This is a genomic window from Streptomyces sp. N35, from assembly GCF_016464295.1.
GTDB lineage: Bacteria > Actinomycetota > Actinomycetes > Streptomycetales > Streptomycetaceae > Streptomyces.
The window spans coordinates 142,760-158,060 of sequence record NZ_JAEIMH010000008.1 but is presented as its reverse complement, the minus strand read 5'-3'; the positions used below and the strand labels follow the sequence as shown (position 1 = coordinate 158,060).

Sequence of the window (15,301 nt, the reverse complement as noted above, 5' to 3'; positions counted from 1 at the left end):
GGGGGGGGGGGGGGGGGGGGGGGGGGGGGGGGGGGGGGGGGGGGGGGGGGGGGGGGGGGGGGGGGGGGGGGAGGGGGGGGGCGGCGAGAGCGCCGAGGGCGGTCAGGTCTAAAAATAATACGCGTTGACGTTAGAAGTCGGTCCGGGCATGCTGAGCCCATGACCGATTCCTCGACGCATTCCTCGTCTTCGCATGGATTCCAGCTCGCGCAGGTCAACATCGGCCGGTTCGTCGCACCGGCCGACAGCCCCGAAATCGCGGGGTTCGTCAGTAAGTTGGAGGAGATCAACGCGCTCGCCGACCGCTCGCCCGGCTTCGTCTGGCGGCTGGTCGACGGGAGCGGGATGGACGCGATGGGGCTCAGGCCCGACCGTGACGACGACCGGCTCCAGATCAACTGCTCGGTCTGGGAATCGTTCGAGGCGCTGAAGGATTACGTGTACCACTCGGCGCATCTGGGCATGCTGGCCCGCCGCCGGGAGTGGTTCGAGCGCCTGGGTGAGGCGCACCAGGCGATGTGGTGGGTGCCCGCCGGGCACCGGCCGACGGTGGCCGAGGCGATGGCGAAGGTGGCATGGATCCGCGAACACGGGGCGAGTCCGCAGGCGTTCGACTTCCGCGACCCGCACCCGGCGCCGACGGCGGTCACGGCGCCGACGGCGGTCACGGGTCTGGCGGGGTGAGGCGTCCGCTCAGTCCAGGCAGAACTCGTTGCCCTCGGGCACGCGCTGGAAGTCGACATACCCGAGCACCTCGCACCAGAAGCGGGCGAGGCGCTCGGGAGCCGTGCAGTCGAAGGTGACCTGGACCTGCTTGACCTGGCCGGCCCCCGGGGCCTGCGTGCCCTGCGTGATCGAAGACATCGGCGCACCCCAGCAAGGGCTATCGGTGGTGCTCGATCAGGTCCGAAGGGCTCAGCGACGCCGGGCTCGCGTGGCCCGACAGGGCCAGGGTGAGGTCGAGTTCGGCGAGCAGGCAACGGATGACGTGCTCCACACCCGGCTGGCCGTCCAGGCCGAGCCCGTACGCGTACGGGCGGCCGATCAGGACCGAACGGGCCCCGAGGGCAAGGGCCTTGGCGATGTCGTCGCCGCTGCGGATGCCGCTGTCGAAGAGCACGGCCAGACGGTCGCCGCCCGCCCCGGCCCCCCCGGGCAGCGCGTCGGCGGCGCCGATGGAGCCCGCGACCTGGCGGCCGCCGTGGTTGGAGACGATCACGCCGTCCATGCCCGCATCGGCGGCCAGCCGGGCGTCATCGGGGTGCAGGATGCCCTTGAGGACGATCGGGCCGTCCCAGTGCTCCCGCAGGAAGGCCAGGTCGGGCCACGTCTTCGCGGGGTCCGAGAACATGCCGACGAACCGCATCACGGCCGCGTTCGGGTCCTCGTTCACGGGCTTGGCCAGGCCCGCCTGGAACGCCGGGTCGGTGAAGTAGTTGGCGGTGCCGACGCCGTGCAGGAAGGGGAGATACGCCTCGTCGAGATCGCGTGGACGCCAGGCCAGCATGGGGGTGTCAAGAGTGACGACGAGCACCGAGAAGCCGGACGCCTTCGCCCGGTCGAGGAAACTGCGGGCCACCTCGGGGTCCTTGGGCCAGTACAGCTGGAACCAGCGCTCGGCATCCCCCATCGCGGACGCGACCTCCTCCATGGGGGTGCTCGACGCCGACGAAAGGATGTAGGGGACGCCCTGCGCGGCGGCCGCGCGGGCGGCGGCCTTCTCGCCCTCCGGATGCATGATCGAAAGGACGCCGACGGGTGCCAGCGCGAGCGGCGCGGGCAGGGTGCGCCCCAACACCTCGACGGACAGGTCCCGTTCGCTGACGTCACGGAGCATCCGCGGCACGATCCGCCTGCGGCCGAGTGCTTCCCGGTTGGCGGCCGCTGTGGTGCCGCTGCCCGCGCTGCCGGCCACGTATCCGACGGCGCGGGGTGGGAGCCGGTGCTCCGCCAGCTCTTCGAGGCGGGTCAGGTCGGTGGGCAGCCGGGGCGTGGCCCCTGTCATCCCGTTGAGATAGATCTCGTACTGAAAGTCGGCCCATCGCTGTCCCATGGCGGTCCCCTCCGGAGGCGGTGCGGGCGGTTCTGCCGCGGGGTCGAGTCTGCCCGCGACGGGCGGTGCTGGGGAGGGGGGAGCCAGGGCCGAAGATGATCAGCTGGATTCGCGTACGAGGAGGTCGTACGCAACGGATTCCGTAGGTCATGCACCTCTTGACGACGGAATCGGTGATCACAAAACTGGCTCCCGAGCGACGGCGCACCGACCACGCAGCGCCGATCGACTACGCGGTGCCGCACCGACCACGCGGCGCCGCACCGACCCCTTCCGAGGAGCTCCCATGACGGCCACCGCCCTGCAGCGCATGATCCTCAGCCAGCCCGAGGCGCTGGAGCGGATGGCCGGCCTGGACGTCGCTGCCGCCGCCGGGCGCCTCGCCGGAGCGCGGCGCGTGCTGGTCGTCGGGACCGGGACCAGCCGGCACGCCGCCGAACTCGGGGCGCTGTTGCTCGAAGGCGCCGGGTGCGACGCGCGCTGGCTGTCGGGTGCGCAGGCCGCGCGCTGGGCGGCCTGGCCGCGCGAGGGGGACGCCCTGGTCGTGATCACGCATACGGCGCAGACGGCCTTTGCCCAGCGGGTGCGGGCCGCCGCCTCGGGCGAGGGTGTTCCGCTCGTGTCGATCACCGGGGAAGGGCGCGGCTGGCCGGAGGCGCTGGAGACGGTCGGGCCCGAGGAGTCGGAGACGTACAGCGTCAGTTACACCGCGACCCTGGCCGTACTCGCCCGTCTCGCCCATGAGTTGGGTGGACCGGAGGGTTCGGCCGAGCAGTTGGAGCGCACCGCCGCTGCTGTACGCGAGGTCATCGCGGACCCGCGGCTTGACGCCGTGGCCGTCCCGGCCCGGAGCCTCGCGCTGATCGGATGCGGGCCCTGGGGAGTCACCGCACGCGAAGGGGCTCTGAAGATCCGGGAAGGTGCGCGGATGCTCGCGGAGGGCTTCGAGTCGGACCGTTTTCTGCACGGTGCCGCTGTTCCCTACGGCCCGGCGGACGGGCTCGTCGTCCTCGAACCCGGCGCCGTTGTCGCCAAGTTGCCCCCGGCGCCCGCCGAGGCCGCGAAGGGTGAGGGCAGGGCGGTCGCCACCCGGGGGGCGCCCCGGGGCCAGGGCGACCTGCCGCCGGTGCTGGCGCAGATCCCGCTCACCGTACGACTGCAGCTGCTCGCCGACCGGTTCGCGGGGCTGCGGCGGCAGGATCCGGATACGGCGATCGTGGGGGCTTGGGCGGAGGCGGAGCTGTGGGACCTGGGCAAGCCGGGGGTGCAGGCGTCCTAGCGCTCCGCGTGTGGGGAGAACCAGTGGCGGTCGAAGTGCCTGGCCAGTGAGAAGGGTGCGCGGGGATCGGTCAGGAGGAGGTGGAGGCACTCTGCGGTCGAATCGGCCGCGAGGTCGAGATCGTCGTAGGTGTCACCGCCCACCAGGACCGGCCAGCGGTCGGGGTCCGGATCGTTCAAGTGCCAGTAGAAGGCGCCGTTTTCGTTGCTCGCCCAGGAGAACAGCAGCTTGCCGGGGGCCTCGGCCAGGGCGGCGCGGGCGGCGGCGAGGTCGTCGTGGTGGCCCGCGTCGGGCCAGTCACCGCTGGTCTCGTGCAGCGTCAGGAAGTCGGCGGCAAGACCCACCCAGCCGAACGGCGGGAGGGGTGTGTGCAAGGTGAGGTCATCGTCGAACGCGCCCTGGCCGAAGATCTCCACGAGCCGCTTGTAGTCGGCGGGCAGCGGGGTGCCGAGGCCCGCTTCGGTCTCCGCCCAGTCCACCGGGTGCGTGCGGTCCGTGCTCCAGTGGGTGAGGGCGACCACACGCTCCACATACGAGGCCTCGGGGGAGGTCGGATCGTAGTGGTCCGTGGGGGTCACGCGTTCGGCGAGCACCACGAAGACGCTGCCGTTCGGTGCCCTGCCGGCCCCGATCCAGCGTTTCCCGTACGACCACGCCCGCAACACCTCCACCTCCTGCTCGCCGAGCACGGCGAGCAGCGGCGCCCCCGTCCGGTCGTCCGTCGTGGGGTCCACCTCGCCGTCGAGAACCACGGTGCGGGGCCTGCCGTAGTCCTCGCTGAGGGCCTCGACGAGGTCGGCCAGATCCAGGTCCGGGTCGCCGTGCAGAGGTGGTGCGGGAGGGGTGGCGTTCGCGGCGTGGCCGAGCAGGTCGTCGAGGAAGTGGTGCATGGCGGGGTGTGCCTCCGGGCGGGGAGATGGCGAGCCGTGTGGGGGAAACGGACGTCTCTTTCAGCGCACTTGGCGCCTCGGATGTCACTTTCGCCCAGTCGGGGGCCCGAAGAATCCGCAGTGTCGGTACGGATGCGGTGGTCGACCTCGAGCGGTGGGTGCCCGGGTTCGCCGGAGGTCCGACGCGTGCCGCGAGCCGGTCACAAGCCCCCGTCGAGCCTGGCGCCGATCTCATGACGTGAGGTGATGCCGAACTTCGACAGGATGTGCTCCACATGCACGTCGATCGTGCGCTTGGACAGGACCAGCTTCTCGGCGATCTCACGGTTGCTGAGGCCCTGCGCGACCATCTGGGCGACCTGGAGTTCGCGTGGCGTCAGGGGCTTGCGCTGCGCGGGGACCCCTGCTCCTGGGATCGGTCCGCGGGCGGAGGTGACCCGTTCGATCACCGTCGTCAGGGGGTGGGCCGTGCCGTCCTGCCAGCGTGCCAGGTAACGGTCCTCGGGCAGCAGCTCGCGCAGCTCGCGCTCGATGGTCTGATGCTGCTGCTCCATCACGGGGTTGCCGATGAGACGCCCGCCCAGGCGCTGCCACTGGGCATCCGCGGCCCCGAGGAGCCAGGCCGCTTCGTCGAGGCGTTCGGTGCGGGCCGCGACCCACGCCATGACCTCCAAGTTGAGGGCCGCGCCACTGACATCGCCCATCGCGGCCTCGATGTGCAGGGCGGCGGTGGCGGACGTGGTGCTCGCGTCGTAGTCGGCGGTCTCGAACAGGGCCAGGGCCTGGACCCAGTGGAACGCGGCGTGCAGCCACCCCGTCTCCGTACGGCCCTCGGCCAGCTGACGCAGCCCCGTCCCGCACATCTCCAGGGCGGAGCCGGGGTCGCCGCTGAGGACGCGGACGAAGGCGCTCTGGGCCTCCAGCGTCAGCTCCCCGGCCCGGTCGTTCGCGGCGCGCAGGGCCGGGGCGCTCCGCGCAGCCGCGCTGTGCGCCTCGTCGAGCCTGCCGGCTGTTCCCGACGCGAGCTGCATCACCTGGTACGCACGGCCCTCGAGTGCCGGATCGTCGATCGCGGCGGCGATGGCTGTTGCCTCGCGGGCCAGGTTGTACGCCTCGGGGTCGGCCTGCAGCGCGGCCAGGAAGGAGTTGGTGCCGAGCACCCAGGCCCGCTCCGCGGTCCCGCGGGGGAGATGTTCGGCGACCCGATAGCACCAGTAACGGCCTTCGGTGTTCCTCCCGGTGACGAACCAGTACCTCCACAGCGAGCGGGCCAGCTCGGCCGCCTGGTGATGGTGGCCGGCCGCCAGGGAGTGCTCGAGGGCCGCCCGTAGCTGACCGTCCTGCTGGCGCAGTCCGTTGTGGCGTGCCATGTGGCCGTCGCTCATGTACTTGCGGTCGAAGCTCTCGGCCAGCTTCGCGTAGTAACGGGCGTGTGCTTCGCGCAGGGTGTCGTCGCTGTCGTCGGCGTGCGCCAGTTCGGCCCCGTACTCGCGGATCATGTCCAGCATCCGGTACCAGTCGCCGTCCCGGATCAGGACGCTCTTGTCGACCAGTCCCACCAGGGACTCCACGAGCTCGGCCGGATCCAGGATCCCGCCGGTGCACACGTACCGGGCCGCGGCGAAGTCGAACGGTCCGGAGAACACCGAAAGCCTTGCCCACAGCGCCTGTTCGGCCTCGGAGCACAGGCCGAAGCTCCAGTCGATGGCCGCCCGCAGCGTCTGATGCCGTGGGGTGCCGCCGCGCAGCCGGGCCAGCAGCGGCACGCCGTTCGCGAAGTGCTCGATGAGCAGCGATAAGGGCAGGGTGCGCAGCCGCACCGCGGCCAGTTCGATGGCCAGCGGCATGCCGTCGAGCGAACGGCACAGCTCCACCGCCTGCTCCCTGGCGGTTTCGTCGAGGACGAGACCGGGGGCGGCTGACAGGGCGCGGCGGGTGAACAGCTCCAACGCGTCGCCCCCGTCCGCCCGTACGGGAAGCGGGTCGATGCTGAGGACATGCTCGCCGGAGACGCTGAGGGACTGCCGGCTGGTGGCAAGGACGGTGACGCCCGCCGCGTGGCGCAGCAGGGTCTCGGCGAGGATCGCGCAGGCGTCCACCAGGTGTTCGCAGGTGTCGAGCACCAGCAGACTGCGGCCCGTCCTCAGGCGGCGGACGACCGCCTCCATCGGGGACACCGCGTCGCCCTGGGCCAGACCGAGTGCCGACGCCACGGTGTACGGCAGCAGTTCGGGGTCGGACAGAGCGGACAGCTCCACCCAGTAGGCGCCCTGCGGGAAGGCGGCCCCGGCCTGGCGCGCCGCGCGCAGTGAGAGCCGGGTCTTGCCGACGCCGCCCGGCCCGGTGACTGTCACCAGACGCGATCGGTTCAGCGCGGCCCCCAGCGCGGCGAGTTCCTTGCCGCGCCCCACGAAGTCGGTGGCCTCCAGCGGGAGTTCCGCCAGCGGTCCGATCTCCGGCAGCTGCGTCACGTGCGTCCCTCCGTCGTCCCGGCCGGGCACCGCGGAGGCCGCCTCGTGCGCGGACCGTGCCGGAGTTCAATGCGGCGGTGCCGTCTCCATTTTGGTCCGTCCCTGTCGGTGTCCGGGCGGTTTGCGCCATATCTGTACGACGCGGGCGATCGCCTCTGCTTGCCGCACGGGTGGCCGCTCCCGTGCGACGTGGGCTGCCACCCTCGTACGGCACAGTGAGCCCCACTCCCGTACGCCTGGGCTGCCGCCCCGGAAGACAACTGTGGCCCTGTCCACGGGAGTTACCCGGGACAGGGCCACAGCGCTCAGTCAGCGCACCTCAGCGGGCGAACGCTCAGGCGCGGACGTCGAACCGGTCCAGGTCCATGACCTTGGCCCACGCGGCGACGAAGTCCGTCACGAACTTCTGCTTCGCGTCGTCGCTCGCGTACACCTCGGCGAGGGCACGGAGCTCGGAGTTGGAGCCGAAGGCCAGGTCGGCGCGGGTACCCGTCCACTTGACGGCACCCGAGGCGTCGCGGCCCTCGAACTCGTCCTGCGCGGCGGACGTGGACTTCCAGGTGATGTCCATGTCGAGCAGGTTGGCGAAGAAGTCGTTGCTCAGCGTGCCGACCTTGTCGGTGAACACGCCGTGCTTCGAGCCGCCCGTGTTCGCGCCGAGGACACGCAGACCACCGACGAGGACGGTCGTCTCCGGAGCGGACAGGTTCAGCAGGTTGGCGCGGTCGAGCAGCAGGAACTCGGCCGGCAGGCGGTTGCCCTTGCCGACGTAGTTGCGGAAACCGTCGTACTGCGGCTCGAGAGCGGCGAAGGACTCGACGTCCGTCTGCTCCTGGGAGGCGTCGACGCGGCCCGCCGTGAACGGCACCTCGACGGAGACGCCGGCGTCCTTGGCCGCCTGCTCGACGGCCGCGGTGCCCGCGAGGACGACCAGGTCGGCGATCGAGACCGGCTTGCCGAACGAGGCCTTGATGCCCTCGAGGACGCGCAGGACCTGCGCGAGGTCGTCCGGGTTGTTGACCTCCCAGCCGCGCTGCGGCTCGAGGCGGATACGGCCGCCGTTGGCGCCACCGCGCTTGTCGCTGCCGCGGAAGGAGGCGGCGGCGGCCCAGGCGGCGGAGACCAGCTGCGAGACCGTCAGGTCCGAGGCGAGGATCTGCTCCTTGAGGGAGGCGATGTCCGCGGCGTCGATGACCGCGCCCTCCTGCGCCGGCAGCGGGTCCTGCCAGATGAGCTCCTCGGACGGGACCTCCGGGCCGAGGTAGCGGACGATCGGACCCATGTCACGGTGCGTCAGCTTGTACCAGGCGCGGGCGAAGGCGTCCGCGAACTCCTCCGGGTTCTCGTAGAAGCGGCGCGAGATCTGCTCGTAGACCGGGTCGAAACGCAGCGACAGGTCGGTGGTGAGCATCTGCGGCTTGTGCTTCTTCGCCTCGTCGAAGGCGTCCGGGATGATCTCCGGAGCGTCCTTGGCGACCCACTGGTGGGCGCCGGCCGGGCTCTTGGTGAGCTCGTACTCGTACTCGAAGAGGTGCTTGAAGAAGTCGTGGCCCCACTTCGCGGGCGTGGTGGTCCAGGTGACCTCGAGGCCGGACGTGATCGCGTCCTTGCCCTTGCCGCTCGCGTGGGTCGAGGCCCAGCCGAGGCCCTGGGCCTCGACCGGCGCACCCTCGGGGTCGGCGCCGACCAGGTCGGCGTCGCCGGCACCGTGGGTCTTGCCGAAGGTGTGGCCACCGGCGATGAGGGCGACGGTCTCCTCGTCGTTCATCGCCATCCGGCGGAAGGTCTCACGGATGTCGCGGGCCGCGGCGACCGGGTCCGGGTTGCCGTTGGGGCCCTCGGGGTTGACGTAGATGAGGCCCATCTGCACGGCGCCGAGCGGGTTCTCCAGCTCGCGGTCGCCGGTGTAGCGCTCGTCGTCGAGCCAGACCTTCTCGGGACCCCAGTAGACGTCCTCCTCGGACTCCCATACGTCCTCGCGGCCGCCGGCGAAGCCGAAGGTCTTGAAGCCCATGGTCTCCAGGGCGACGTTACCGGTGAGGATCATGAGGTCGGCCCAGGAGATCGACTGGCCGTACTTCTTCTTCACGGGCCACAGGAGACGGCGGGCCTTGTCCAGGTTGCCGTTGTCCGGCCAGGAGTTGAGCGGCGCGAAGCGCTGCTGACCGGCGCCCGCACCACCGCGGCCGTCGCTGATGCGGTATGTGCCGGCGGAGTGCCAGGCCATACGGATCATGAGGGGGCCGTAGTTGCCGAAGTCGGCCGGCCACCAGTCCTGCGAGGTGGTGAGCACCTCGGCGATGTCCCGCTTGACGGCCGCGAGGTCGAGGTTGTTGAAGGCCTCGGCGTAGTCGAAGTCCTCACCGAGCGGGTTCGCCACGGCGGGGTTCTTCGCGAGGATCTTCAGGTTCAGCCGCTCCGGCCACCACTGCTGGTTGCCGCCACCCTGGGTGGGGTGGAGTGCGCGCTCACCGTGCGCTACGGGGCAGCCCCCGGTGGGCGCAACGACTTCGTTGTTCTCGGACATGGAAATCCCTCCGGACGGGGCGGATCGCGGTGCTCACTACTGCATGAAGAGCGGAGCTCTCGGTACTGCGTAAGAACTGTCCAAGCGGAACAGGGGGCGGACGGCGGCGCCACGCTGGTGGCCTCCGTACTCTCCGCCGAACTGGAACCTTCCAGGTCCCTTGGCTCTCATCGAGCCTGATCCTACAATGGACAGAGTCCAAGTCAAGAAACACGCTAAAGCTTGCACTCCTGTTTGTCCTGCCGACCTGGCTGCACCGACTGAGAAGAATGGTGATCCGAGATGAGCGACCTCCTGGGGCGACTGCGCGGCCGCGGCTGGCGGATGACCTCGCAGCGCCGTGTCGTGGCGGAGGTGCTCGACGGTGAGCATGTGCATCTGACCGCGGACGAGGTGCACGTGCGGGCGGCCGCGAAGCTGCCGGAGATCTCGCGCGCGACCGTCTACAACACGCTCGGCGAACTGGTCTCGCTCGGCGAGGTCCTCGAGGTCGCCACCGACGGCCGCGCCAAGCGCTACGACCCCAACGCGCACCGCCCCCACCAGCACCTGGTGTGCTCGGGCTGCGGCGCGATCCGGGACGTACGCCCGCAGGGCAATCCGCTCTCGGACCTGCCGGCCGAGGAGCGCTACGGCTTCACGGTCGAGGCCGTGGAGGTCACCTATCGCGGGGTCTGCCCGTCCTGCTCGGCCTGAGCCCGGGTGCCGTTTTCCGTACGGGTGCTTACAGGACCTTTCTCCGTACGAGCACGGAGAGCGCCAGCGCCCCCGGCAGCAGCGGCAGCCAGCCGCTGATCACCCGGTAGCCGATCACGGTCGCGGTGGCCAGGGCCATCGGCGTACCGAAGACGACCAGCGTGAACACCATCGCCGCGTCCACAGGACCGATACCGCCGGGCGCGGGCACCGCTCCGACCATCGCGCTCGCCGCGAGGTGGGCGAAGATCACGTGGGTCCAGGGCAGCGGCACGCCAAGCGACGCGGCGACCGCGGCGAGCGTCGCCGCCTGGAACAGCGGCAGCGCGGCCGCGCCGCCCCAGAGCGCGAGCACCCGGCTCGGCCTGCTGTGCAGCAGCCGCGCGTCGGTGAGCGCCGTGCCCATGAAGGTGAGCAGGGGGCGGCGCAGGGGCCGGACGACCTTGAACACCACCGCTGCCGTCACGAGCGCCCCGGCCACGCACCCGGCGACGATGAGAAGGGTCTCACCGTCCGGCAGCAGCTGCCCCACCGGCAGCGTGTCCGGGAACGCGCCCAGGAACACGAGGATAAGGGGGAACTTCGCCACCGGCTTGACCAGCGAATACAGCGCGAGTGACGCGGTGGCCCGGGCCAGCGGGATCCCGCGGCCCTGAAGGAACCGCAAGGTGACCGCGTGCGCCCCGAGCCCGGCCGGCAGGACGTGGTTGGCGGCGCCCGCGGCGAGCTGCGAGGCGAGCAGCTGCCCCGGCGGCAGGCGCTCGGGGATCGCGCCCTGGCGGATGAACGAGGCGCTCACGCTGCACAGACCGGTGAAGACCACACCGATGAGCAGCCACCACGGATCGGCGGACGCGAGGCGTGCGGTGCCGTCCCGTACGGCGGCCCAGTCGACGGCCGCCCAGATCCCGATGAACAGGACGGGCAGCACGCTGAGGATCAGGCGGACCTGGCGGCCGCCGAGGGGGCCGAGGGAGAGGCGCTTGAGGGGAGCCGGGGAGGCGGACCCGGGCGCGGGCAGCTCTTCGAGCCGGAGCGGGGACACGGCGCACGTCATCCTTCCGCGTCGTGCCCGCCGCTGGGGGACCTCAGATGCGGGCCGGTTGGACACAGGGGGGTGGAGTCGAGGAAAGGGTTCCCTTTTTGAGCTATTCCCATCCTTGATGACGAATCGGCATCCCGGAGTGAAATGCACAGTTCTGTACATCACACCGTCAACTGTCGGATCCGGTGCGCAGGTTCATCCGTCACCCCTGTGGGTGACTGCGGCGCGGCAGAACCGGACCGGCGGCGCCGCTGGGCGATCTTCGTTCCGTCACCCGTCTGTGTGCTGTGAAGGAGTGCAATGTCGGTCGATTCGGGATGGGGAGAGCCGTCCTCCCGCCGGCTCCTGGCCCGCCGCTGCCGGGAGATCACCGAGGCCCGCTGGTTCGCGGTCGCCGTGATGAGCCTGATCCTGGTCAACGCGGTGCTGCTCGGCCTCGAGACCTACTCCGGTTTCGCCGCCGAATGGCGCCAGGCACTCCGCCTCGCCGAACATCTCTGCCTGACCGGATTCGCCGTGGAGATCCTGCTGCGGTTCGGCGCCCACGCGGACCGGCCGCGCGACTTCTTCCGCGACCCCTGGAACCTCTTCGATCTCGCCGTGGTCGCCTGTGCGTTCCTGCCGGTGGTGAGCGAGAACACCACCCTGCTGCGGCTGCTGCGTCTGGCCCGGGTGCTGCGCACCGCGCGCTTCCTGCCGCAGCTGCGCGTCCTGATGGTCGCGGTCGCCCGCAGTCTGCCCGGCACGCTCAGCTTCCTGCTCGTGGGGGCGCTGCTGCTGTATGTGTACGCGATGGTGGGCTGGCTCTTCTTCCATGAGTCCGACCCCGCGCACTTCGGCTCGCTCGGCCGCGCGCTGCTCACCCTGCTCCTGCTGATGACGCTCGACGGGCTCGGGGACGCGGTGCACGCGGGGCTCGCGTACTCGCGCTGGACGCTGCTCTATTACGGGGCGTATGTCCTGATGGCCTCTTTTGTCCTGGTCAATGTGCTGATCGGTGTCGTCATCAACTCTCTCGAAGAGGCCAAGGAGCTGGAGCAGCAGGAGGCGCGGGAGGAGCGGGAGCGGGGCGGACAGGCCGGCCGCGAGCTCCCGGAACTGCGGCAGCGCATCGTGGCCGCCCGCCAGGCCCTCGACGACCTCGAGCAGAGCCTGCCGGGACCGCAGGCGCAGCTCGCCGACGGCGGCCGGAGGTGAACACCGGCCGCGTTCATGGGCGCGTGCCGTGTCATCGGGCGCGGTTCATCGTTTGATTCGTTTGATCGTTTGTTTTTGACCGTTTGTTGTGGGATCCCGGCGGCGCGGAACGAGGACTGCGGATGGCTGTGCTGTGTCTGGTGGGTCTGGGCGCCTTCGTCGCGCTGACCCCCGTGCAGGTCGCCGCGCAGGTCAGCGCCGATGCCGCGGGGGTGGTGCACGGGACGGTGTCGGGGGTGGTGGAGGTGTGCCCGGCCGAACCCGAACCGCACCCGCACCCGCCTCCGCCTCTGCCTCCGTCCGCCCCTGTACCGTCCCCGCCCGTGCCGCCGACGCCCGGGGCACCCGCTCCCGAACGTCCCGCCCCCGCCCCCGTCCCCCCGCCTCAGACCCACGCCGAGCCACCGGCCCCCGGGCCGCCCGGTCAGCGCGAGCAGCCGGCGCGAACGGTGCCGGCTCCGGTCGCCCCGGCACCCCCGGTACGACCTCCCGAGGCACCGGCCGCCGAGCAGCCCGCCCCTGCCGAACTCGCCACGCCCCCGCCGCACATGGCGCCCGGGCCCACCTTCCCCGTACGCCCCTACCGCTCGGCCCTGATCAAGCGCCCCGTGCCCGGCGGTTTCTCGACCGTGACGCTGATGACCGTAGTCACCGCACCGGCCGTCCTCGCTGCCGCGGCCCTGCGGCCCGGCGGCCGGGGCCGCTCGTCACGGGCCTGAGCGCTCGCCCGTACGTCCGCACCCATGCCTCAAGTACCGTCCGTACCCCAGGAGTTGTGCCGTGTCCGAATGGCTGGTCCTCGCTCTCGCCATGGTCTTCGTGTGTGCCGTGGTCGTCGCCGTGCCGATGCTGCGGCACCGCAGCAAGTCGGCACCCGAGGACGACACCTCGCAGACGCCCGATGTCATCGAGTACATGGTGATGATGGTCGGAGTGGTCTACGCGATCGTGCTCGGCCTCGCGATCGCCGGGGTCTGGGAGGCCAGGGGCGCCGCGGAGGACTCCGTACGGCGTGAGGCGCAGGCGCTGTACGAGGTGACGCAGCGGGTGGAGGTCTATCCGCCCGAGGTGCGCGACCGGATCCGCGACCAGGTCGCCGCCTACGCCGCGCACACCGTGCGCAGCGAGTGGCCCGCACTGACCTCGGGCACCGCTCCCTCAGCGCAAGGCGCCGCACTGCTCTCTCAGGTGCGCGGCGACATCACGCGTCAGGAACCGGCCTCCGATCTGCAGGCGCAGGCCTATCAGCCGCTTCTCGACCAGATCGCGATCGCCGACGATGCCCGGCACGTACGGGTGAGCGCCGCCGAACCGACCCTGCCGGGCGTGGTGTGGTTCGGTCTGGTCGCGGGCGGGGTGGTGATCGTCGGGCTGATCTTCACGCTGCAGATCCGGCGTTCGGCGCGCGAGCTGCTGCTCGCCGGGGTGTTCAGCGGGCTGATCGTCTTCCTGCTGTTCCTGGTGTGGAACTTCGACGCGCCCTTCGGCCGCTACGGGACCGAATCGGCGGAACCCTTCCAGGAGTTGATCGTCGGCGTCTGAGCGCCGGCGCCGAGTCCCCAGCCGATCGGCACCGGTTTCTCAGTCGATCGGCACCGGCTGCTCAGCCGATCGGCACCGGTTTCTCAGGCGATCGGAGCCAGCCGCGGGGCCGCCGGAACCCTGTTCTTGGCGTGCACCGTGGAGCCCTTGCGCCACTTCTTCCAGGAGAGGTTCCAGTCGCCGTACCCGTTGTCGAACGGCGTCATGTCCTCGCCCAGGCTGTTGATCACCTGGACGATGTCGCCGGGGCGCACCAGGTCGAAGAACCACGCGGCGTTGGACATGCTCATTCCCGTACAGCCGTGGCTGACATTGGCCACGCCGTGCGACCCGACCGACCACGGGGCGGCGTGCACGTACTCACCGCTCCAGGTGACGCGGGTCGCGTAGTTCACCTTGAGGTCGAAGTAGTCGCTGCTGCCGCGGGCGATGCCGATGCCCTCCCCGCGCATCCGCACAAGCCGCTCCTTGGCGAGCACCGTCTTGATGCCGTTACGGGTGCGGTAGCCGGCCTTGCCGGTCGTCACCGGGATGGTGCGGATCTCCTCGCCGTTGCGCAGCACGGTCATGGTGTGCGTGGACGCGTCGGTGATCGCCTCGATACGGTCGCCGATCCGGATGGTCAGCGGCTTGGAGCCCGCTCCGTACACCCCGTCGCCGATGTTCACGCCGTCGAGTGCGCTGCGCACCGTGATCTCGGTGTGCGCGGGCCAGAAGGAGCGCGGGCGGTAGTGCAGGTTCTGGTCGTCCACCCAGTACCAGGCACCCTCGACCTGCGGCGACGAACTCACCCGCAGGGCCCGCTCGATCCGCGTGCGGGCGTCCGCCTGCTTGGCGGGTACGGCGCGGTTGAGGGTGGCCGTGACGGGCTGGCCCACGCCGTACGTACCGGCCTTCGGGCCGAACTCGGCGGTGAGGCGGCGGCCTTGGGGCGCGGCGGTACGGAAGTGCAGCGTCGAGACGACGGGCGTGCCGGACGGCGTTTCGGTCCGTACCGTCGCGCGGTAGCGGAAGCCGGCCGGCACCGCCCAGGTGGAGCGCCAGGTGCGGCCGTCGGCGCTGAGGCTTCCGCCGAGCGCGCCGCCGCGCGGGCCGGTCACGGAGACATCGGTGATGTGCCCGTTGGCCCGCATCGTCAGGGCGAGCGGACCCGACAGGGCGACCGGTTGGCGCACCGTCTTGCGGCCCTCCCGCATCGCCACGGTCCATGCGGCGGCGCCCGGGTGGCTGACCAGGCAGACGCGGCCGCCGCCCGGTGCGCGGCACAACCCCTTTTTGTCCACGCCGAGTTGGGCGTCACGAGGGGCCGATGCGGTGAGCAGGGCGTCGGCGGGGAAGTGTGGGGCGAAGCCCGGGCCGCTCGGTGCGGCGCCGGTGCCGGGGGAGTGCGCGGCCGCCGCAAGCAGCAGCGCGGCGGTGGCCACGGAGACGGTGCCCAAGGTCCGGATACGTGCGCTCAACGTGACGACTCCTGACGACTCCGAAGGGCGCACGAGCAGCACCCGGTATGAAAGATCATCATTAATGACCGGCGGACGGGTGAGGCCCGAACGGGCGCGCGGCGCGAGCGGTTCAGCCCGAACGCAGTAACCGCGAGCGGA

At 71.1% G+C, this 15,301-nt stretch carries 12 protein-coding genes and 1 pseudogene; 6 read left to right on the top strand and 7 right to left on the bottom strand.

Annotated elements, in window-relative coordinates; genetic code table 11:
* Positions 1 to 159: 159 nt before the first annotated feature.
* Positions 160 to 684 carry a DUF3291 domain-containing protein gene (locus JAO81_RS07205; protein WP_199546923.1) on the top strand — a complete coding sequence of 175 codons (525 nt, stop codon included), beginning with the start codon at positions 160 to 162 and terminating at the stop codon, positions 682 to 684.
* Between the two features lie 54 nt (positions 685 to 738).
* Here the strand turns inward: JAO81_RS07205 and JAO81_RS07200 are convergent.
* Positions 739 to 864, bottom strand: a pseudogene (locus JAO81_RS07200) (VOC family protein); the annotation flags it as partial.
* Between the two features lie 19 nt (positions 865 to 883).
* Positions 884 to 2,053: a lactate 2-monooxygenase gene (locus tag JAO81_RS07195; RefSeq protein ID WP_199546922.1), complete on the bottom strand. Its 1,170-nt coding sequence runs from the start codon at positions 2,051 to 2,053 to the stop codon at positions 884 to 886.
* Positions 2,054 to 2,339: 286 nt separating this feature from the next.
* Here JAO81_RS07195 and JAO81_RS07190 point away from each other — a divergent pair, with 286 nt between their 5' ends.
* Entirely contained in the window at positions 2,340 to 3,332 is a 993-nt protein-coding gene (locus JAO81_RS07190; protein WP_199546921.1) for an SIS domain-containing protein, read from the top strand.
* Here JAO81_RS07190 and JAO81_RS07185 read toward each other — a convergent pair.
* The 3 genes from JAO81_RS07185 to katG all read right to left on the bottom strand — a co-directional run bounded on the left by JAO81_RS07185 (position 3,329) and on the right by katG (position 9,220).
* On the bottom strand, positions 3,329 to 4,222 hold the full coding sequence (locus JAO81_RS07185; protein ID WP_199546920.1) for an SMI1/KNR4 family protein: 894 nt from the start codon (positions 4,220 to 4,222) through the stop codon (positions 3,329 to 3,331). The genes JAO81_RS07190 and JAO81_RS07185 overlap by 4 nt on opposite strands.
* Positions 4,223 to 4,422: 200 nt before the next feature.
* Positions 4,423 to 6,693 (bottom strand): LuxR C-terminal-related transcriptional regulator, encoded by a 2,271-nt coding sequence (locus JAO81_RS07180; protein WP_199546919.1) that lies wholly within the window; start codon positions 6,691 to 6,693, stop codon positions 4,423 to 4,425.
* A gap of 334 nt (positions 6,694 to 7,027) precedes the next feature.
* Complete coding sequence (gene katG, locus JAO81_RS07175) at positions 7,028 to 9,220, bottom strand: catalase/peroxidase HPI (RefSeq protein WP_199546918.1); 2,193 nt, start codon at positions 9,218 to 9,220, stop codon at positions 7,028 to 7,030.
* Between the two features lie 282 nt (positions 9,221 to 9,502).
* Between katG and JAO81_RS07170 the strand changes: the two genes are divergently transcribed.
* On the top strand, positions 9,503 to 9,916 hold the full coding sequence (locus JAO81_RS07170) for a Fur family transcriptional regulator (RefSeq protein WP_199546917.1): 414 nt from the start codon (positions 9,503 to 9,505) through the stop codon (positions 9,914 to 9,916).
* Between the two features lie 28 nt (positions 9,917 to 9,944).
* Here JAO81_RS07170 and JAO81_RS07165 read toward each other — a convergent pair whose 3' ends face one another.
* Complete coding sequence (locus JAO81_RS07165; RefSeq protein ID WP_307813207.1) at positions 9,945 to 10,961, bottom strand: lysylphosphatidylglycerol synthase transmembrane domain-containing protein; 1,017 nt, start codon at positions 10,959 to 10,961, stop codon at positions 9,945 to 9,947.
* Positions 10,962 to 11,261: 300 nt separating this feature from the next.
* On the opposite strand from JAO81_RS07165, the gene JAO81_RS07160 reads away from it, so the two are divergent.
* The 3 genes from JAO81_RS07160 to JAO81_RS07150 all read left to right on the top strand — a co-directional run bounded on the left by JAO81_RS07160 (position 11,262) and on the right by JAO81_RS07150 (position 13,700).
* Complete coding sequence (locus JAO81_RS07160; protein WP_199546915.1) at positions 11,262 to 12,158, top strand: ion transporter; 897 nt, start codon at positions 11,262 to 11,264, stop codon at positions 12,156 to 12,158.
* Between the two features lie 122 nt (positions 12,159 to 12,280).
* Positions 12,281 to 12,877, top strand: coding sequence for a hypothetical protein (locus JAO81_RS07155; protein WP_199546914.1), 597 nt, complete (start codon positions 12,281 to 12,283; stop codon positions 12,875 to 12,877).
* A 61-nt stretch (positions 12,878 to 12,938) separates the two neighbouring features.
* On the top strand, positions 12,939 to 13,700 hold the full coding sequence (locus tag JAO81_RS07150; RefSeq protein ID WP_199546913.1) for a DUF4239 domain-containing protein: 762 nt from the start codon (positions 12,939 to 12,941) through the stop codon (positions 13,698 to 13,700).
* Positions 13,701 to 13,783: 83 nt separating this feature from the next.
* On the opposite strand, the gene JAO81_RS07145 is transcribed toward JAO81_RS07150, so the two are convergent.
* Positions 13,784 to 15,160 (bottom strand): Ig-like domain-containing protein, encoded by a 1,377-nt coding sequence (locus JAO81_RS07145; protein ID WP_233415015.1) that lies wholly within the window; start codon positions 15,158 to 15,160, stop codon positions 13,784 to 13,786.
* Between the last annotated feature and the right edge of the window lie 141 nt (positions 15,161 to 15,301).